General features: G+C 65.5%; 24 protein-coding genes and 1 tRNA gene. 4 read left to right on the top strand and 21 right to left on the bottom strand.

The annotated features are described in order from the left end of the window. Window positions 1-38: 38 nt before the first annotated feature. From nusB to rlmB, 5 genes are all read right to left on the bottom strand, one after another. Entirely contained in the window at window positions 39-512 is a 474-nt protein-coding gene (nusB, locus tag ACN0S5_RS05690) for a transcription antitermination factor NusB (RefSeq protein WP_417206808.1), read from the bottom strand. Further along, a complete protein-coding gene (locus ACN0S5_RS05685; protein WP_417206805.1) occupies window positions 509-1,060 on the bottom strand; it encodes a 6,7-dimethyl-8-ribityllumazine synthase in 552 nt (183 codons plus the stop codon). The genes nusB and ACN0S5_RS05685 overlap by 4 nt, the downstream gene beginning before the upstream one ends. Beyond that, window positions 1,060-2,187, bottom strand: coding sequence for a 3,4-dihydroxy-2-butanone-4-phosphate synthase (gene ribB, locus ACN0S5_RS05680; protein WP_417206803.1), 1,128 nt, complete (start codon window positions 2,185-2,187; stop codon window positions 1,060-1,062). The genes ACN0S5_RS05685 and ribB overlap by 1 nt, the downstream gene beginning before the upstream one ends. A gap of 166 nt (window positions 2,188-2,353) precedes the next feature. Further along, window positions 2,354-2,656, bottom strand: coding sequence for a hypothetical protein (locus tag ACN0S5_RS05675; protein ID WP_417206801.1), 303 nt, complete (start codon window positions 2,654-2,656; stop codon window positions 2,354-2,356). A 9-nt stretch (window positions 2,657-2,665) separates the two neighbouring features. Continuing rightward, complete coding sequence (gene rlmB, locus ACN0S5_RS05670) at window positions 2,666-3,442, bottom strand: 23S rRNA (guanosine(2251)-2'-O)-methyltransferase RlmB (RefSeq protein ID WP_417206800.1); 777 nt, start codon at window positions 3,440-3,442, stop codon at window positions 2,666-2,668. A gap of 132 nt (window positions 3,443-3,574) precedes the next feature. Here rlmB and ACN0S5_RS05665 point away from each other — a divergent pair. Continuing rightward, window positions 3,575-3,658, top strand: a tRNA-Tyr gene (locus ACN0S5_RS05665). Between the two features lie 337 nt (window positions 3,659-3,995). Beyond that, window positions 3,996-5,900 (top strand): amylosucrase, encoded by a 1,905-nt coding sequence (locus ACN0S5_RS05660; RefSeq protein ID WP_417206798.1) that lies wholly within the window; start codon window positions 3,996-3,998, stop codon window positions 5,898-5,900. Here ACN0S5_RS05660 and ACN0S5_RS05655 read toward each other — a convergent pair whose 3' ends face one another. The 3 genes from ACN0S5_RS05655 to ACN0S5_RS05645 are packed head-to-tail and all read right to left on the bottom strand — an operon-like array spanning window position 5,901 to window position 7,955. After that, window positions 5,901-6,689, bottom strand: coding sequence for a metal ABC transporter permease (locus ACN0S5_RS05655; RefSeq protein WP_417206796.1), 789 nt, complete (start codon window positions 6,687-6,689; stop codon window positions 5,901-5,903). Further along, entirely contained in the window at window positions 6,679-7,479 is an 801-nt protein-coding gene (locus tag ACN0S5_RS05650; RefSeq protein ID WP_417206794.1) for a metal ABC transporter ATP-binding protein, read from the bottom strand. The genes ACN0S5_RS05655 and ACN0S5_RS05650 overlap by 11 nt, the downstream gene beginning before the upstream one ends. After that, on the bottom strand, window positions 7,476-7,955 hold the full coding sequence (locus ACN0S5_RS05645; RefSeq protein WP_417206792.1) for a transcriptional repressor: 480 nt from the start codon (window positions 7,953-7,955) through the stop codon (window positions 7,476-7,478). Before ACN0S5_RS05645 ends, ACN0S5_RS05650 begins: the two co-directional genes overlap by 4 nt. Before the next feature lie 92 nt (window positions 7,956-8,047). Between ACN0S5_RS05645 and ACN0S5_RS05640 the strand changes: the two genes are divergently transcribed. Further along, a complete protein-coding gene (locus tag ACN0S5_RS05640) occupies window positions 8,048-9,016 on the top strand; it encodes a zinc ABC transporter substrate-binding protein (protein ID WP_417206790.1) in 969 nt (322 codons plus the stop codon). Here the strand turns inward: ACN0S5_RS05640 and ACN0S5_RS05635 are convergent. The 13 genes from ACN0S5_RS05635 to ACN0S5_RS05575 all read right to left on the bottom strand — a co-directional run bounded on the left by ACN0S5_RS05635 (window position 9,013) and on the right by ACN0S5_RS05575 (window position 17,941). Further along, on the bottom strand, window positions 9,013-9,789 hold the full coding sequence (locus ACN0S5_RS05635; RefSeq protein WP_417206788.1) for a LamB/YcsF family protein: 777 nt from the start codon (window positions 9,787-9,789) through the stop codon (window positions 9,013-9,015). The two genes, ACN0S5_RS05640 and ACN0S5_RS05635, sit on opposite strands and share 4 nt — an antisense overlap. Continuing rightward, on the bottom strand, window positions 9,786-10,793 hold the full coding sequence (locus tag ACN0S5_RS05630) for a biotin-dependent carboxyltransferase family protein (protein WP_417206786.1): 1,008 nt from the start codon (window positions 10,791-10,793) through the stop codon (window positions 9,786-9,788). The genes ACN0S5_RS05635 and ACN0S5_RS05630 overlap by 4 nt, the downstream gene beginning before the upstream one ends. Next, the gene (locus ACN0S5_RS05625) at window positions 10,790-11,533 is read right to left on the bottom strand and encodes a 5-oxoprolinase subunit B family protein (protein ID WP_417206785.1); all 744 of its coding nucleotides are present in this window, start codon (window positions 11,531-11,533) and stop codon (window positions 10,790-10,792) included. Before ACN0S5_RS05625 ends, ACN0S5_RS05630 begins: the two co-directional genes overlap by 4 nt. A gap of 59 nt (window positions 11,534-11,592) precedes the next feature. Then, entirely contained in the window at window positions 11,593-12,837 is a 1,245-nt protein-coding gene (locus ACN0S5_RS05620) for an aminotransferase class V-fold PLP-dependent enzyme (protein ID WP_417206783.1), read from the bottom strand. Beyond that, on the bottom strand, window positions 12,837-13,019 hold the full coding sequence (locus ACN0S5_RS05615; protein WP_417206782.1) for a DNA gyrase inhibitor YacG: 183 nt from the start codon (window positions 13,017-13,019) through the stop codon (window positions 12,837-12,839). Before ACN0S5_RS05615 ends, ACN0S5_RS05620 begins: the two co-directional genes overlap by 1 nt. Beyond that, a complete protein-coding gene (locus ACN0S5_RS05610) occupies window positions 13,016-14,047 on the bottom strand; it encodes a ribonuclease E/G (RefSeq protein ID WP_417206780.1) in 1,032 nt (343 codons plus the stop codon). The genes ACN0S5_RS05615 and ACN0S5_RS05610 overlap by 4 nt, the downstream gene beginning before the upstream one ends. Next, window positions 14,044-14,634 carry a Maf family protein gene (locus ACN0S5_RS05605; protein ID WP_417206778.1) on the bottom strand — a complete coding sequence of 197 codons (591 nt, stop codon included), beginning with the start codon at window positions 14,632-14,634 and terminating at the stop codon, window positions 14,044-14,046. The genes ACN0S5_RS05610 and ACN0S5_RS05605 overlap by 4 nt, the downstream gene beginning before the upstream one ends. A 135-nt stretch (window positions 14,635-14,769) precedes the next feature. Next, window positions 14,770-14,988 carry a translation initiation factor IF-1 gene (gene infA, locus ACN0S5_RS05600; protein WP_005978431.1) on the bottom strand — a complete coding sequence of 73 codons (219 nt, stop codon included), beginning with the start codon at window positions 14,986-14,988 and terminating at the stop codon, window positions 14,770-14,772. A 69-nt stretch (window positions 14,989-15,057) separates the two neighbouring features. Further along, entirely contained in the window at window positions 15,058-15,954 is an 897-nt protein-coding gene (locus ACN0S5_RS05595) for a carbon-nitrogen hydrolase family protein (RefSeq protein WP_417206775.1), read from the bottom strand. A gap of 12 nt (window positions 15,955-15,966) precedes the next feature. Then, a complete protein-coding gene (locus ACN0S5_RS05590; protein WP_417206773.1) occupies window positions 15,967-16,548 on the bottom strand; it encodes a GNAT family N-acetyltransferase in 582 nt (193 codons plus the stop codon). Beyond that, window positions 16,548-16,961, bottom strand: coding sequence for a ketosteroid isomerase-related protein (locus tag ACN0S5_RS05585; RefSeq protein WP_417206772.1), 414 nt, complete (start codon window positions 16,959-16,961; stop codon window positions 16,548-16,550). Before ACN0S5_RS05585 ends, ACN0S5_RS05590 begins: the two co-directional genes overlap by 1 nt. Window positions 16,962-17,013: 52 nt before the next feature. After that, window positions 17,014-17,460 (bottom strand): low molecular weight phosphatase family protein, encoded by a 447-nt coding sequence (locus tag ACN0S5_RS05580; RefSeq protein ID WP_417206769.1) that lies wholly within the window; start codon window positions 17,458-17,460, stop codon window positions 17,014-17,016. 1 nt (window position 17,461) lies between these two features. Continuing rightward, window positions 17,462-17,941: a UPF0262 family protein gene (locus ACN0S5_RS05575; RefSeq protein WP_417206766.1), complete on the bottom strand. Its 480-nt coding sequence runs from the start codon at window positions 17,939-17,941 to the stop codon at window positions 17,462-17,464. A 195-nt stretch (window positions 17,942-18,136) separates the two neighbouring features. On the opposite strand from ACN0S5_RS05575, the gene ACN0S5_RS05570 reads away from it, so the two are divergent. After that, complete coding sequence (locus tag ACN0S5_RS05570; protein WP_417206763.1) at window positions 18,137-18,544, top strand: hypothetical protein; 408 nt, start codon at window positions 18,137-18,139, stop codon at window positions 18,542-18,544. Window positions 18,545-18,584 lie beyond the last annotated feature (40 nt).

Below are 18,584 nucleotides of genomic sequence, written 5' to 3'. Positions count from 1 at the left end.
CCTGCAAGCCCGACCCGGCGGGCCAATAGCCTATGGCGTCAAAACGCCTCGGGCCTGGCCTCGCGTGCCATATGGTCCAGCACCGCGTTCACAAAGCGGGCTTCCTTGCCGTCCGGAAAGAAGGCCGACGCCACCTCAAGAAATTCGACAATGACCACCTTGGGCGGCGTATCAAAGGCCAGCATCTCGGCCCCGGCCACGCGAAACAAGGCCCGCAATGTGGGGTCGATCCGTGCGATGGGCCATTTCGCCACCAGCGCCCGGTCGGTCATCTGGTCGATCTTGACCTGCCAGTTGACCGCCTGCTCCAGCAGCCGCGCAAAGAAATCGACATCGCCGTCGATCATCTCTGTGCCGTCCTCGATCTCTGCGCCGAACCGGTACTCCAGAAACTCGTGCCGGACCTTGTCGAGGCCCGCGTCGGACTGTTCCATCTGAAACAGCGCCTGCACGGCATAAAACCGCGAGGCGCTTTTCATCTTGCGTTTCTGGTTGCCCGAAAGCTGGGTCATGCGATGTCGGGGCCTTTGCTGCTGCCTGCGATCTGGATTTCCTCGCCAAAGGGGACGAATCCCACCCCCTTGCGCGAGCCGCCCCACTTACGGGCCAGCGCCAACAGATGCAAGGCCGCCGCAGCCGCGCCGCCGCCCTTGTTCTGGCCCGCCGCCTCGGCGCGCACGCGGGCCTGTTCAAAGGTCTCGACCGTCAGGATGCCGTTGCCGATGCACAGCCCCTGAAGTCCCAGCAACGTCAGCGCCCGAGAGCTGTCGTTGCAGACCGTGTCGTAATGCGTGGTCTCGCCCCGGATCACGCAGCCAAGGGCCACATAGGCGTCGAAATTCGACAGACGCTCGGCAATACCGATGGCGGTCGGCACCTCCAGCGCGCCGGGCACCTCGATGGTTTCGTGCCAGCCGCCGCAGGCCTCGATCTCGGCCGCGGCCCCCGCCACCAGTTGATCCGCGATGTCCTTGTAGTAGGGGGCCACGACAATCAGCACCTTGACCGGCTTGTCGAACGTCGGACGGTCCAGCACGTGGTGGGTTTCATGTGATGCCATCAGCCCAGCTCCGAGATCTTGCGGGTTCCGGTGATTTCGAGGCCGTAGGCCTCCAGCCCGACAACCTTGGGCGTCGGCGAATTGGTCAGCAGCACCAGCTTGGACAATCCCAGCGACGACAGGATCTGCGCGCCCAGTCCGTATTGCCGCAATGTCTTGGGCGACACTCCGTCAGAGACGTCCAGTTTCATCGAGGTGTCGCGCAGCAGGACAACCACGCCGCGCCCCTCTTCGGCGACCGCCTCCATGGCGTGCTGGAATTCATGCCCCCTGCCCTTCGGCCCGGTGCCGATGATGTCCAGCATCGGGTCCATCGCGTGCATCCGCACCAGCACCGGCTCGGGCGTCGAGATGTCGCCCTTGGTCAGAACAATGTGTTCATCGCCGTGGGTTTCGTCGGTGTAGATGCGCATGTTCCACGCGCCACCGAACTCTGACGTGATCGTCTCTTCGGTACGGACCCGCACAAGGTTGTCGTGACGCCGCCGGTAAGAGATCAGGTCGGAAATCGTGCCGATCTTTATCCCGTGACGCTGCGCAAAGGCCACCATTTCAGGCAGCCGCGCCATGGTGCCGTCATCGTTCATGATCTCGCAGATCACGCCCGCCGGGTTCAGTCCCGCCAGCCGCGACACGTCGACCGCCGCCTCTGTGTGACCGGCACGCACCAGCACGCCACCTTTGCGGGCGCGCAGCGGGAACACATGGCCCGGCGTGGCAATATCCGCCGCCCCCTTGGAGGCGTCGATGGCCACCGCAACGGTCCGCGCGCGGTCGGCGGCGGAAATGCCCGTCGTCACGCCCTCACGCGCCTCGATCGAGGTGGTAAAGGCGGTTTCGTGCCGCGACGAGTTGTTGGTGGACATCAGCGGCAGGCCAAGTTCCTCGATCCGGTCCGAGGTCATCGCCAGACAGATCAGCCCGCGCCCGTACAGCGCCATGAAGTTGATCGCATCCGGCGTCGCCCATTGCGCGGGGATCACCAGATCGCCTTCGTTCTCTCGGTCTTCGTGATCGACCAGAATGAACATACGCCCGTTTCGGGCATCCTCGATGATTTCCTCGACAGAGGAAATCGCATCGGACCAGACCTGTTCAACCGGTCCCGGTGTTTCAAAATCGGGCATGGGGCCTCTCTTTTGCCAGTCAGAAGCGGGATACTTGAGCACACCGCCAAAGACCAGAGCCAAGCGTCGCCTGTGACGCACCGCGCCCCTGCGCAAACGCGTGATTCAGCCCCCGGGCATGACGCAACCTGTCGATGGCGCGCCGCAATCTGGGCGCTCTGGGACCTCAGTCAAAGATGTCGTCCAGCAGATCAAAGGCCTCATCGAAAAAGCGGTGCGCCAGCCCCTTGCTTTTCTTTTTTCTGGCTTTCTGCCGGACCTTGCGATCTGACGATGCCGGGGCGGTCATCTTGCGCGGCCGCTTCTTGTCCTTCCGCCCGGTGGCGGTGGCCTCGGCCTTGAGGTGTTTCATGTTGTGCAAAGGCGCGCCGCAGGACGCACAGGCCAGTTCGTGACGGACCTCGCCCTTCAGGATCAGCGCCGCACGGGTGCCGCAATAACAGCAGGTTGCAATCTTTGTCGTGGCCATGAGGCCGATTTAGGCACGCGCCGCATAGAGCGCAACCGCCGCCGCGTTCGACACATTCAGCGAGCCGAACTCTCCGGCAAAATCAATCCTGACCAGCGCGTCGACGGTATCCTTGGTCTTGGGCCGCAATCCCGGCCCCTCGGCCCCGAACACCAGCGCCACGGGCGAGTCGCGCCGTCCCTCCAGCGCCTCTTCGATGGTCTGCCCGGCCTCGCCGTCCAGACCCAGCACAAGGTAACCCATGTCGCGCAGCGTTTGAATCGTCTCTGCCAGATTGCGTTCGCGCAGGTAGGGCTGCCGTTCCAGCGCGCCGCTGGCGGTCTTGGCCAGCGCCCCGGTTTCGGGTGCCGCGTGGTGGCGGGTGCCGATCACCGCCTGCGCGCCGAACACCTCGGCAGAGCGCAGGATCGCGCCCACGTTATGCGGGTCCGTCACCCGGTCCAGCAGCACCAGCCGCAGCGCGCCCTGCCCGGCAAAGGCCACATCCTCCAGCCGCCCCCAATCCAGCGGCTTGACCTCGAGCGCGGCCCCCTGATGCACCGAACCGGGGTCCAGCGGCGCATCGAACCGGCGCGGGTCGTGGATTTCGGGCGTCATGCCGGAGGCGGCGACCGCCTCTGTCAGCTTTTCCGCCGCATTGGGGGTCAGGATCAGCCGCAGCCTGTCCCGGCGCGGATTCATCAGGGCATCGCGGACCGCATGTAACCCGAACAGCCAGACGGTTTCGTTGGCCGAGGCCTTGCGCGCCTGTTCCTTTTCGACCACCCATTTCGGTTTCTTCGCCATCGCCGATGCCCCCGCTTTCTGAGGAGACAGGGTTTGCACCCTGCGCCGTGCTTTGCCAAGGGAATTTCCTGTTGACGCGGTTTTTGGGCGGATGTAGTCAGCCCCTCACACCGGGCGTGCCCGGTGTCCGGTGGGCGACAGGCCGCAAGGTGTGGCAGGGGACTGTAACTCCCTCGAGGCGACTCACGCCTGGTTCGATTCCAGGGTCGCCCACCATTTTCAACAATACCAGTGACACGGGTCGTGCGCCCCGCTGGCCATCTCTCGGGCCATCCCGCAGGCGACATAACCCGGCGCTGTCGCTGGTCCATGCTCTGACCCGCTTTGCGCCGACTCCACGTGGCCGGAACCGCATCCGCGCGTCGACAAGTGCGCCCGCCCGCACCTGTCCTCATTTTCCAAGTCCCGACAGAGGGTTCCAACCGCCCCCGTCCCGACCACGCCGACAAGGCACCGGATGGCTATATGCCTCACCTGCGGCCTGCAATCCCTTCGCGGCGCCCGCCCAATGCGCTAACACAGAGGTCACACATCCCCCTGCGAGCGCGAAACGATGGCCAAGACGACTCCCAAGACCGACAACAGCGACATGCACGCCACGCTCTACGCGCTGCGCTACGACCGCAGCCGCGACGACCTGTGGCAGATGCTCGACCGGCTGTATGGCGATCATCCGGGCTATGGCGATTTCGCGCGGAAACTGGACAAGACCCTGCGCAAGGCATGGGACGCGCGACCCGCCGATCTGCGGCTGCTGGATCTCAAGCGCGATCTGGAGCCGGACTGGTTTCAACGCCCCGACATGGCGGGTTATGTCTTTTACATCGACCGCTTTTGCGGCCACCTGAAGAACGTGCCGGACCGGCTGGACTACCTGCGCGATCTGGGCATCCGCTACGTCCACTTCATGCCCTGCCTCAAACCGCGCGACGGCGACAGCGACGGCGGCTATTCGGTGCAGGACTACGCACAGATCAACCCGGTCTACGGCACGATGAAGGACTTCGAATCCGCCACCCGCGCCTGCCGTGAACAGGGCATCAGCGTCTGCGTCGATCTTGTGCTGAACCACACCGCCAAAGAGCACGACTGGGCACAAAAGGCGCGCGCCGGCGATCCGGTATATGCCGATTACTACCTGATGTTTCCCGATGACACCCTGCCGAAACAATACGAACGGACCCTGATAGAGATCTTTCCCGACAACGCGCCGGGCAGTTTCACTTGGTACGACGATTGCCAGCGCTGGGTCTGGACCACCTTTAATGAACACCAATGGGATCTGAACTGGGCCAACCCGCAGGTCTTTCTGGAAATGACCAAGGTCATGTTGTCGCTGGCCAATCGCGGCGTCGATGTGCTGCGCTTTGACGCCGTGGCCTTCATGTGGAAACGGATGGGCACGCGCTGCCAGTCGGAACCGGAATGCCACATGATCCTTCAGGCGCTGCGCGCCGCCTGCCGCATCGTCGCCCCGGCGGTGATCCATCTGGAAGAGGCCATCGTCAGCCCGGCCGAGATGCTGCCCTATCTGGGCCGTGGCGAACATGACGGCAAAGAGGGCAACCTTGCCTACCACAACTCATTGATGGTGCAGGTCTGGTCGGCGCTGGCCACCCGCGACACCCGCCTGATGACCCATGTGCTGCGCACCCATTTCCCGGCGCGCCTGACCAATGCGACCTATGCCACCTACCTGCGCTGCCACGACGATATCGGCTGGGCGGTGACGGATGAGGACGCGGCCGCCGTCGGCCTGAACGGCGCGGGCCACCGGGCCTTTCTTGCGGATTTCTACGAGGGCGTCTTTCCCGGCTCTTTCGCCAAGGGGGAACTGTTCCAGCACAACCCCGACACCGGCGACAAGCGCAACAGCGGCACCTGCGCCTCGCTGGCCGGACTGGAGCGGGCGCTGGAAACAGCGGATGCGGCAGAGATCGACCGCGCCATCGACCGCATCCTGATGGGCCACGCGCTGATTGCCAGTTTCGGGGGGATTCCGCTGGTCTACATGGGTGACGAACTGGGGCTGCTCAACGACTACGGCTATCAGGACAACCCGGCCCACGCATTTGACAGCCGCTGGCTGCACCGGCCCCGGATGGATTGGGACACGGCGTTGCAGGCGCGCCTGCACCCGGACAACCTGTCTGGCCGGGTGTACCATGGCCTTCGGACGATCCTTGCCCGCCGCGCCACCGTGCCGGAATTTCACGGAGACATCCCGATAGAAATTCTGGAAACAGGCAATTCCGCCCTCTTCGGCTTTGCCCGTCAGGCCCCCACCGGCAGCGTGGTCTGCCTTTTCAACTTCACCGAAAACTGGACATCGGTCCCGGTCGGCTGGCTGCGCCAGCACGGCGCAACCGGCCTGCATGAGCTGTTGTCGGATGCCATCATCCGGGGCGAAGACGGCACAATCGCCCTGCCCCCCTACGCCCGGGTCTGGATACGCTAGTCAGCCCCGGCGCTTGGGCACCAGCGTGGCCACCGCAAACAGCACCGCTGCCGCGCAAACCACGCTGGGCCCCGCCGGGGTGTCGAAGGTCCACGCCGCCCACAGCCCGCCCAGTGCCGACAGCACGCCCACCGCTGCCGTGCTCGCCAGCATTCCCTCCGGCGTCGTCGACAAGGGCCGCGCCGCCGCTGCCGGGACGATCAGCAGCGCGCCGATCAACAGCGCGCCCACCACCTTCAGCGCCACGGCGACCACCAGCGCCAGCGCCAGCATCAGCACCACGCGCTCTCGTTCCGGGTGCAGGCCAGAGGCCGCCGCCAGATCCGGTGACACGGTCGCGGTCAAAAGCGCCTGCCACCGCCAGCCGATCAGCGCCGCCACCAAGGCCCCGCCACCCCAGATCACCGCCAGATCGCTGCGGCTGACGGCCAGAATGTCGCCAAACAGATAGGCCTCAAGGTTCAGCCGCGGACCGGGCAGCAGACTGGCCGCGACAAGGCCCAGCGCCAGCGCCGCATGGGCCGCCACGCCCAGCACCATGTCCGCGCCATACCCCCGGCCAGACAAATGCGCGACGCCAAAGGCCACCAGCAGCGCCACCGCCAGCGTCCCGGCAAAGACCGGCACAGAGAAGGCCAGCGCCAGAGCAACCCCAAGGATCGCCGCGTGAGAGGTCGCATCGCCGAAATAGGCCATCCGCCGCCAGACCACAAAGACCCCCAACGGGGCCGCCGCCAAGGCCACGCCCACCGCCGCCAGCGCGGCGCGCACCAGAAAATCATCCAGCATCGCGGCTCTCCCCCGGCGCTTGCTCATGGTCGTGAACATGCCCGTGATGATCATGGTCGTGATCATGAGCGTGGTCGTGATCATGGTGGTGGCTGTGTTCGTGCCGGTACAGCGCCAGCGCGCCTCGGGTGCCAGAGCCGAACAGCGCGCGATATTCCTCGGCCTGCGCGACCACCTCGGGGTGGCCTTCGCAGCAGACGTGCCCGTTCAGGCAGATCACCCGGTCAGAGGCGCTCATGACCACGTGCAATTCGTGGCTGACCATCAAAACGGCACATCCCAGACGGTCGCGCAAATCCTCGATCCGCAGGTAAAACCGCGCCTGCGCCGGTTGGTCCAGCCCGGTGGTCGGCTCATCCAGTATCAGAACCTGCGGATCGTTCAGCAAGGCCCGCGCCAGCAGAACGCGCTGGAACTGGCCGCCGGACAGCGCCGACATCTGGCGGTCGGCCAGATCGCCCGCGCCCGCCTCCTCCAGTGCCGTGGCGCGCGCCTCGGCGCTGGTTCTGTTGGGCAGGTTCAAAAACCGGCTCACGGTCATCGGCAGGGTCTCGTCCATGCGCAGCCCCTGCGGCACATAGCCAAGGCGCAAACCGCGCTGTCGCACCACCCGGCCCCGCGCGGGCCGCAAGGCCCCGATCAACGCGCGCAGCAGGGTCGACTTGCCCGATCCGTTGGGGCCGACCACGGTCACGATCTCGCCGGGGGCGATGGTAAAATCCACGTCGCGCAGCACCTCGCGCGGGCCCTGCCACACGGCCAGACCATGCGCCTCGATCAGCGCGCTCATCGCGACGGGTCCACGCAGGCCGGGCACAGGCCCTCGGCCTCGATCGCGACCCGCTCGACCTGAAACCCCAGTTCTCCGGCGGAGACGCGCAGCGCCTCTGACGCGCGCCGCCCGGGCGTTTCGGCCACGGCAGAGCAGTTTCGGCAGATCAGGAAACAGGGCGCGTGCCGCTCTCCGGGGGCGGCGCAGGCGACAAAGGCGTTCAACCGCTCGATCCGATGCGCAAACCCGTGCGCCACAAGGAAATCCAATGCCCGGTAAGCCACCGGCGGCTGCGAGCCGCGCCCCTCTTCGCGCAACACGTCCAGCACATCATAGGCCCCCATCGCCCGGTGCCGCGCCAACAGGATCTCCAGCACCCGCCGCCGCACCGGCGTCAGTTGCAGCCCCTGCTCATCGCAGGTCTCCTCGACGGTCTGCAACGCGGTCGCGATGCAGTGCCGGTGATCGTGACGTTCAAACCCTATGGTGTCCATGATGCGAGTCTCCTGCGGATTTAGGGTTGATATGGTATAACATTCCGCCCTACAAGACGAAGACGTTATGATATAACATTCGAAAGTATCCCATGCTGCGCCCAATGCTGTTTGCCGCCTCTCTCACCCTCGCCCCCCCTGCTCTGGCCGAGGTGCCGCGGGTTGTCACCGATATCGGCCCGGTCGAAAGCCTGACGGCCATTGTGATGGGCGATCTGGGCACGCCGGACCGGCTGTTGCAGCCGGGCGACTCGCCGCACCACATGGCGCTGAAACCCAGTCAGGCGCGCGCCCTCTCCGGGGCGGATGTGGTGATCTGGATCGGTCCGGACCTGACCCCGCAACTGGCGGGACAGATCGGCACGCTGGCCGTCTCCGCCCGCTCTTTGCCGTTGGCGGAGCTGCCCGCCACCCATCTGCTGCCCGCGCGCGACACCGGGCTCTTTCCGCACGACCATGACGAAGACGAACACCACGACGATCATAACGAAGTCCATGAGGACCATGCCGAAGAGCATGACGACCACGATGATGACCACGGGCACGGCCTGCACGACCCCCATGTCTGGCTCTCACCCGAGAATGCGACCCATTGGCTGACAGAGATCGCCGATGCGCTGGCAATCGCCGATCCCGACAACGCCGAGACATACCGCGCCAACGCCCGCTCCGGTGCCGACACCATCGCCAAGGCAGTGGCCGAGGCGAGTACCACCCTTGCCCCTTTAAACGGACGCCCGCTGGCCGTGGCCCATGACGCCTACCAATATTTCGAGGATCACTTCGGCCTGACCGTGCTGGGGGCCATCTCGGATGCCGAGGCGAACACCCCCGGCCCCGCCCGCCTTGCGGCGCTGCGCGACGGTTTGGCGACAGACAAACCCGCCTGCCTGCTGATCGAGCCGGGCACCGATCCGCGTCTGCTGAACATTGTCGAGGGCAGCGGCGTGCCGACCGCCACGCTGGACCCGCTGGGCACCGATCTGCCGCAGGGGGCCACGCTGTACCCGGAATTGATCGCCGACATGGCGCGGCGGATCATGACCTGTGCAGGTCTCTAGACCGCCCCGCGCCGCCCCTCGAATGCCTTGACCCTGATTCCCGCCGCCTCCAGCGCCGCGCGCACCGCGCGGGCCATCGGCAGCGCCGTCGCCCCGTCGCCATGCAGACAGATCGTGTCGATGGCCGCCGGGATCGGCGCGCCGTCTTCGGGCAGGATCGCCCCCGCCTGCACCATCTTGACGATACGCGGCGCGGCGGTCTCAGGATCATGCAGCACCGCCCCCGGCAACCGCCGATCCACCAAAGTCGCATCGGCGTTATAGGCCCGGTCCGCAAAGATCTCTCCGGCCCAGAGACACCCCAACCGCTCAACCACCCGCTGCTGCGCGGTGGCCGCCAGCACCATGACGATGATCTCTGGCGCGACCTCCAACGCCGCCCCGTAACAGGCCTCGGCCAGCGCCTCATCCTCGGACGCCATGTTGGACAGAGCGCCGTGCAGCTTCAGGTGCCGCACCTGCGCGCCCCCGGCCCGCGCCATGCCCAGCGCCGCGCCCAACTGATACTGCACCATATGGCGCAGGCTTTTCTCCGGCAGGTGCATCCGCCGCCGCCCGAACCCTTGCAAATCGGCGAAACCGGGATGCGCGCCGATGCCCACGCCCCGCGCCCGCGCCGTGGCCATCGTGTCGGCCATCACGTCCCAGTCGCCCGCATGGAAGCCGCAAGCCACATTGGCCGACGTCACAACCTCCAGCAAATCCGCATCCTGCCCCATCACCCACGGGCCAAAGCTTTCGCCCATGTCGGCATTCAGATCGACAGATGTCATGACAGCTCCTCTCCGGCGGTAACGCCGCTGATCAGGGAATAGGACAACAGGTCCGGCATCTGCGCCGGATCGCGAATCAGGGGGCGCACCGTGCCCGGCAATGCCTCCAGCATCCGGCGATAGCCTGCCTCGGCCTCCAGCGCCTCATCCCGAGTGACAAACCGAAACCGCAATTCCGCCCCCGGCGCGGCCTGCGCCACGCGCGGCAGGTCGGCGGGAATGACCGTGCCGATGCGGGGATAGCCGCCGGTGGTCTGGCATTCGTACAGCAGGACATAGGGCGCGCCGTCGCCGGGGATCTGTATGTCGCCCGGCGTGATCACCTCAGACACAATCGTCTGGCCAGAGGTCAGGCCATAGCCCTCCTCCGGCGGCAGAATGCGAATCCCCATCCGGTTGCCCCGGCTGTCACGGCGAAACACCTCTTGGGTAAACCGCGCGCGCATCTCCTCAGGGAACATCGTGGTTTGCAGACTGGGAAGGACACGTAATGTGCCGCCATCAAACCGCGCGGCGGCGTCCAAGACCTGACCCACCGTGCGGCCCGCATCCGGTGCCAAGGGCAGCACATCGCCCGCTTGCAAAACCGCGCCCAGACCCGCGCTCAGATGCGCAGACCGCGCGCCCAGCGCCTCGGACAGGTCAAACCCGCCACTGACCGTCAGATAGCCGTAGACACCCGACTGCGCGCCACCAATATCCAGCACCGCCCCTGCGGGCATCTGGTGGCTGGCGTTCCAGACCAGCGGCGCGCCGTCCAGAGTCGCCCGCATCGGCGCGCCACTCAAGGCGATGCGGCACGGCACATCCGCCCGAAACCGCCCGCCAAAGCCCGCCAGTTCCAGCGCCGTCCCGACAGGTTGCCGCAACAGCGCCGCGCCCTCGGCCAGCGCGATCCGGTCCGCAGCCCCACCACGAGACAGGCCCAGCGCCAGATAGCCGGGTCGCCCCAAATCCTGCACCGTGACCCCCGGTCCGGCCTGCAAGACCTCCAGCGCGCTCATGCCAACGGCTCCGTCACGATCCCGCCTTTTGGGTCCGCCGCCAGACGGTCCCAAGCCCCCGCCTCGACCGCGTCAAAGAGCACCTCATCACCGGGGCGCAGCAGGAACGGCACCTCGCTGCCGGGCCGAAACAGGGGGGCGGCGGTGCGCCCCACCTGTCGCCACCCGGTTGGCGCGGACACAGAAAACAGCACAAACTGTCGGATCGCGACGACCAGCGCCCCCTCGGGCACCCGCGGCGTCAATCCTGCCTGACGCGGAATGTCCCATGCCTCGGGCAGCGTCCCCAGATAGGGCTGACCGGGGGCAAAGCCGATGGCGCTGACCCGCACCCGCGCGCCCGACAGCGCGGCAATCGCCGCATCGGCGTCCATCCCCGCCGCCGCTGCGGCCTCTTCCAACTGAGGGCCAAAGTTGCCGCCATAAACGGTGGGGATACGCAACAGCCGCCGCCCCTCGGGCAGCGGCGCGGCGTACCAGTCCGTGCCTATCAACCGCTGTTCCAACGCCGTGACCAGCGCCGCCAATGAGAGATGCAAAGGATCAAACCGCAAATAGGTCGACACCAAAGAGGTCGAGCATTCCTCGACCCCCTCGGGCACATCCCGCTCTACCGCTGCCCGAAACGCCAAGGCCGCGCGGTTGGCGGGTTCCGACAGCGTCTCGCCAAAGCGGACGATCACCCCATCCAGTCCGATGGGTGCAATTCTCGGGCAATCGGGGGTCACATCATCGGGCATGGGTCTCTCCTGCGCCCCAGCCCATCACGGCCAAGGCGCAATGTCCAACCCCTACAGCCTCAGCCCAGAATTTCGCGCATCGCCGTCAGAAAGGCGCGCACTTCGTCCAGGCTGTTGTAATGCGCCAGCGACACCCGCACGCAGTCGCCCTGCCCCAGCGGCGTCAGGATATTGCCCGAATAGTGATCGGCCTTGCGCATATGCGTGCGGATGCCACGGGCGTTCAGCGCCGTCACCAGATCGCCAGAGCCGTGGCCGTCCGCCCAAAAGCCAACCAGCCCCTCACGCGCCGGATTGTCCGTGCCGCCGACGATGGTCACGCCCGGCAGATCGGCCAGTCCCGTCAGATTGCCGGTGCCGTGGATCATCGCCTTGCACAAATCCGCCTCATGGGCGTGGATCGCCTTGCGCGCGGCGGTAATCCGCCCCGCGCGATCCCCGGCATCGGACACCTGCCCGCCCAGCCAGTCGAAATAGGACACCACGTCAGAGAACGTCGCATACGCGCCGGTATCGCGGGTGCCCAGCTCCCAGTTGCCCGCAGGCCCGCCAACCAGCGAATCGTGCGCCAGCGCCGTCAGCCGGTCCGAGGCCCAGGCGATGCCATAACCGTGGCGCGAGAACATCTTGTAAGGCGAGACGACATAGCCATCCACACCCGTCGCGGCCACGTCGATATGTCCGTGGCAGGCGTGCTGAATGCCGTCGACAATGATGAAACACTCGGGCGCAACCGCGCGGATCGCCGCCACGATGCCCTCCAGATCCATGCCCATCCCCGTCACCGGAGAGGTGTGCAGCACCGTCGCCACCGCCGTCTGCGGCGTCACATGGGCGGCATAGGCCTCTGGCGTGACCTGCCCCAGCGCGTCGTCGTGCGGGATCAACACATGTTCACGCCCCGCCTGCGCCGCCCAACGCGCCATCGCACTGCGCGACGCAGGATGTTCCACGGTCGAGCCCAACGCCTCACCCGGTCCGGCCCCAAGGCACGCATCGCGGATCAACCGGAACAGCAGTTCGGTGCCGCTTTCGCCCACAATCACCGCGCCGCCCTCGGCCCCCAGAAACAGACGCGCATCCTCGCGCGCCTTTGCGATCACCTCGACCAGCGCCTTGGACGCCGGGTTGTCGCGCCCCTGATTGTCCGGGATCGCGGCAAACCGCGCCGAGGTCTCAACCACCGTGTTCAGGGTCAGCGCGCCCCCGGCATTTTCGAAGAAAATGCGCTTCCCCGTAAAGGGGCAGTCCTCGACATGGGCAAAGCGGCCCCGGATTTCGCTCAGCAGTGCGTCATCGAACATCAGTGCGGTTTCCTGTCTTCCTCGACCACGGCGCGCGCGGCCTCTTCCATGTCTTCGGGATCGTCCGAGGGGATGGCATAGCCACCGCCCAGCCACTTTGCCAGATCCACATCGGCGCAGCGTTTCGAACAAAACGGGCGATAATCCGCGTCACTGGCGCGGGCGCAGATCGGACAGCTCATATCACCTCCGTCAGGGCCACGCGGTCGCGCTTGCGCTGCAATTCCAGCAGGCCCAGCGTCGTCCACCCGGCGACCACCGTCTCAATCGTCTCGGTCTTGATCGCCGCCTTGATGACAGCCTCGACCTGACGGCGGTCCTTTTTTACCATCGGCGCGGGATCAACCACAATCTGACCCCCCAAGCCGCGCAACCGCAACTGCCGGGGCAGATCGCGCAGAGCGGCAATATTCGCCTTCAACCCCGCCGCAGGCGAGGTATCGCCGCCGGTGTTCACATCCACCGCCACCAGAGCAGAAGTCCGCTCGATCATCATGCTGCCCCCCGTGGGCAGCGCAACCTTCGGCTGGCGCAGTGCCTCGACCAACTCGCCAATCTCGTGCCGCTGAAAACTGCCCTCGGCCTCGTCCACCTCTGCCGGGGCGGTCCATTCCCGCCACGCCAGCGCGTGCGGTCCATCGCCCTCGACCAGCATTTCGGCCTCTCCCTCGACATCCGCCATCACCGCCTTGGCCAGCTCGATCATGGCAAGGATATCGTCCATCACCGCATCCGCCGCGTCGGGATGCGCCGAGGACCGCAGGATCAAACCAGCCCCCTCGGGCAAGCCCGCCTCCGCCACCGTCTCATGGGCGATTTCCAGCAGCGCATCGCGCACATCGTCGTCCCGGATCTGGCGCGAGACATTGAGGCCCGGCGCCCCCGGCGTCACGATGGCATAGCGCGACTTGAACAACAGGCGCGCCGTTACCGGAATCGCCTTGCCCGGCTCTGCATAGCCCGTCACCTGCACCAGCAGCCGATCACCGGGGCTAAGACCCTTGACCTGACGCAGAAACGCAGGCCCGTCCGGTGTGCGCAGGAACAACCCGCCCTGCCCCTTCATGGGCCGCTCAACGATGCCGCGATACATGGTTCCCGGACGCGGCAGGTCGCTGTCAATCAACAGGTCCTCCAGCCGTCCGTCGACCAGCAGCGCCGCCGCCTCGCGGTCGCCCCACTGGTCCAATGCAATTGTTCTGCCCTTCATGACGCCGGTTTGTAGAGCGGATAACCCGCCGCTTGAAGCAGATTCGCCGTCTCTGTCAGCGGCAGGCCAACAACAGCGGTGAAAGACCCGTTGATCCACGGAATGAACGCGCCGGCAGGCCCCTGAATGGCATAGCCACCGGCCTTGCCGCGCCAGTCTTCGCTGGCCAGATAGGCGTTCAACTCCTCGTTGGACAGCATCTTCATCTTGACCTGCGTGACCACATCCTTTTCCCAGATCTGATCGCCACGCCGCACCGCCACCGCCGTGACAACCCGGTGCCGCCGCCCCGACAGCAAGGTCAGGAACTGCGCCGCTTCCTTTTCATCCGCAGGTTTGCCCAGAATGCGACGGCCCAGCGCCACGGTCGTATCCGCCGCCAGCACGATCTCCTCCGCGTCAGCGGGGATCGCCTGCGCCTTTTCGCGCGCCAGCCGCACGCAATAGGCGCGCGGCAACTCGCCCTTCATGGGGTCTTCATCGATGTCGGGCGGGCGGATATCGTCGGCGGTCACGCCCAATTGCGCCAGCAATTCGCGGCGGCGCGGGCTACCAGAGCCAAGGATAAGGCGAGGACGGTCGGTCATGGCGGCGTGCCTTCTGAACGGAACTCTGGCACGCGCCCTATCGCGCCCGGCGTCCGGACGCAATTCGTCTTGCCGCGCGGCACGGCGCGAGCCCGGTCCGCAGCGGGCGCAGGTCGCGTCCGCCGCTGGAACGGCTTACTTAAAGCGGTAGTTGATGCGCCCCTTGGTCAGATCGTAGGGGGTCATCTCAACTTGTACCTTGTCGCCTGCGAGGACACGGATGCGGTTCTTTCGCATCTTTCCTGCCGTATGCGCGATGATCTCATGGCCGTTTTCAAGCTCGACCCGGAACGTCGCGTTCGGCAGGAGTTCCTTCACGACACCGGGAAATTCGAGCGTATCTTCCTTGGCCATGGTCTCTCCTGAATCGAAAACCGCGCTCTCGGCGCGGCGGGCGCAATATGAGCCTGTCGCGCGCGGTTTTCAAGTCACAAACGCGCGCAGGACTGTTACATCCACCGCGTCATCCCGTCCCAACTGGTCCACCCAGTGGGCCCGGTTCAGGGTGACACCGTCCTGACGGACCCGCGCGATGGCGTCAAGATCGACCTCGGCATAGGTCCAGCCCGGCGCGTTCAGCGCCCCCTCGGCCAGAATGCCGGTGGCCGGAAAGCCGATATCCGGCGGGCCAAACACCGCCCCCCGGCCAACGCTTTCATCGACGGACTGGCTCCAGTCGGCGGTGCCCACGACAGAGGACATGACGGCGACGCATTGCGCCTCCAGCGCGCGGGCCTGCGCACCGATCCGAACCCGTGAATGCCCTGACAGCGCCTCTGTGACCGAAGGCACCAGCAGAATATCGGCCTCGCGCAACGCGCGGCCCAGCAGGGGAAACTCCGAATCGTAACAGATCAGAATGCCGATCCTGCCCAGCGCAGTATCGAACAGCCGCAGCGGGCCACCGGGGGCAATGTCCCAATCCTCGCGCTCGAACCGGGTCATGATCTGCTTGTCCTGCACCCCCATGCCGCCGGTGGGGGTGAACAGCCGCGCGCGGTTCACAGGCCGCGCCGCCACCGAGGGGTCAATGACCGGCGCAGAGGCCGCAAGGATATGCACGCCGTAGCGCCCCGCCAGATCCGAATGCAGCGCATCTACCTCTGGCACCCGCGCGGCCACCGCATGAATAGAGGCCTCAAGATCCAGCGCCACGTCGCGCCCGTCCAGCGTGGCAAGCTCCATCGCGCCATATTCCGGGAACACCAACAGGTCCGCGCCCTGCCCTGCCGCCTCGCTCACCCATTGCGTCAGCTTGGCTACATAAGCCTGCCAATCAGCAAGGAAATCCAGCGGGTACGACGCTGTTGCAACCTTCATCTCACATCCCTTTCAAAGCGCCCGCATCCAGAATTGCAAAGGTTTTGCCGTCTCCGCATCCCGGTCGATGTCTTTCCAACGAAACTGCGCAACAGCCCCGACCAATGGGGCGTAACCACGCTTGCGCCAGAACGGGTCCAGCGGCGCGTAGCCCTCAGGCCGCAACGGATGATCCGCAGGCCGCACCACCCCGCAGAACGTGCAATAGCGCCGGTTCAGCGCCCGGCCATGCGCCTCGCGCAGATCAAAGAACCGATGGCCGATGCCGCGCCCCCGGTACGCGGGCAACAGCACCGACTCGGCGCAATAGAAAATCTCGGACAGATCATGCCCGGTACCCGCAAAGGCCCCGGCGAAATCCTCGGCGTGATCCTCCATCGGCGTTCCCGTGGCAGCCCCAACCAACCGAGACCCGTCAAACGCCCCGACAAGAACCGCCCCCGGACTGTCCCGATAGGTCTGCAAGTACCCGCGCTCATAGGCAAAATCCCCGTCATACAGATAGGGAAAGGCGCGAAACACCGCGATCCGCAGCCTTGCGACGTCATCCAACGCCGCCTCTAGCGCCTGACCTGTCAGCACCTCGACCCGCATCAGGAGACCTGCTTCATCCAGTCCGCAAGGTTGTAATAGGTCACAACGCGGGTGATCTTGCCGCCCTCAAGCGAAAAGAACGACCCCGCTGGCAGACGGTACGTCTGCCCCCGCGCCTCCGGCAGCCCCTCATCTGTTTCCAGATAGGTGCCGTTGACAACAAACTCCGCCGCCGCCCGCGCCCCGCCCTCGGCCTCGGCCTCGGCCTCGAAGATCACCATATCGGTCAGTTCCTCGCGGTAACAGCGGCTCATATGGTCGCAAAACGCCGCGAACTTGTCCTTGCCGACCCGCACCTGCCCCTCGTTGACGTGATGCGCCACGTCCTCGGACAGACAGGCCAGCATCCCCGCCGTATCCTCGGCATTGAAGGCCGCAAAATACCCCGCCACCACGTCTTTCGCCGTTGCCATCCGCACGTCCCCTGTTTCTTCTTTGTAAAAATACCCCGGACTCCGGCCTGCTTTAGGCCGATTCCCACGTCCCGCTCAACCGAGACACTAGTTGGTCCCGCGTCTGCCGAAAGGCATTCAGCTTTTGCTCACGCGTCTCGCCGATGCCGGTGGGGTCCATCACCGGCCAGTATTCCACCGTCAGATGATAATACCGCGTCAGTTCCAAAGCGCGCCGCTGCGAGGCCGGCGACAGCGTGACGATCAGATCGAAGCCGGACAGCATTTCGCCCATCTGCTCCATCTCCTCAAAGCTGCGCGAGCGGTGGCGTTCCAGCTCCACGTTGATCTCGCGGCAGGCGGCGATGGCAAAACCGTTGATCTCCAGATCGTTCATCACGCCGACCGACTGCACATAAGTCTCTGTGCCGTACAGCTTTTTCATGATTCCTTCGGCCATGGGCGAACGCACGGCGTTATGATCGCAGGCGAACAACACCGACTGCGGCAACTCCGGCACCTCAGCCTCCGAAATGCAGCACACAGACCAGTGTGAACAGCCGCCGCGCGGTATCGTCGTCGACCTCCACCTTGCCCTCCAGCCGCTCTTGCAGGATGCGCGCGCCCTCGTTGTGGATGCCGCGCCGCGCCATGTCGATGGTCTCGATCTGGCTGGGCGGCAGCGTCTTGACCGCGTCAAAATAGCTTTTGCAGATCTGAAAATAGTCCTTCACCACCTGCCGGAAGGGCGACAGCGACAGATGAAATTCCGCCGCTTTTTCATGGCCTTCTGCGGTCACGTCAAAAACCAGCCGCTTGTCGCGGATCGACAGGCCGACGTTGTAGGGTCCCGGCGGCACGGGCCGGTCCTCACGCGGGGGCAGCACAAAAGAGTTCTCTTCCATCAGGTCGAACATCGCCACGCGGCGCTCCTGCTCAATCTCCGGCGTCGGCGGCGGCAGATTGGCGTCATCCAGTTCGATATGCGCGATGCGGGTCATGGTTGGCATCCTGAAAGCTCGAATTCGGCTTAGCGCGGCCTGCGCGCGGGGGCAATGCCACCAAGGGCGCAAAAGCACGCGGCGCGGGCGGTCGGGTATTCCTCACCGCCTGAAACCCGGCCCGCAATTGGCGCGTGTCTGGGGGCATCGGCGGCCAGAACGACGCCGAGACCACACCAAAACGGAGACAACCCCATGACCCTTTCAAAGCCCCTTGCCCGCCGCCGTCCCAAGACCCCTGCCAATTCCCTGCGCACCACCCTTGCCGCGCTGCTCATCGCCGCCACCGCCACCATTGCCATCCTGCCCGGTGCCGCCGCCGCGACCCCCTCAAAGGACTTCGGCCTGCGCCTCGCCCAAAGTGAACGGATCACCGAACAGGCCGAGAACCGGACAGGCAAAAAGCCCTACGTCACGCAATGCGCCTACATCACAAAAAAGCGCAAAAAATATGCGCCCAAGCATGTGACCGTCAAGAAGTACCGCAAAGAGGTGAACTGCAAAAAACTGTTCAAGAACAAGGTGATCCTGCGGCAATTCAAGATGGATCAGACAGAGGCGCAGATCAAAAAGAACGTCGCGGCGCAGGCAAACCGGCTGTGATCCGGCCCCCGATGGCGCGCGGTCCCGGCGGCGCGCCGTC

The organism is Antarctobacter sp., assembly GCF_048262615.1.
In the GTDB taxonomy this organism is placed as follows: domain Bacteria; phylum Pseudomonadota; class Alphaproteobacteria; order Rhodobacterales; family Rhodobacteraceae; genus Antarctobacter.
Note: the sequence above shows the minus strand (reverse complement) of the source record. Positions and strands in the feature narration are given on the sequence as shown.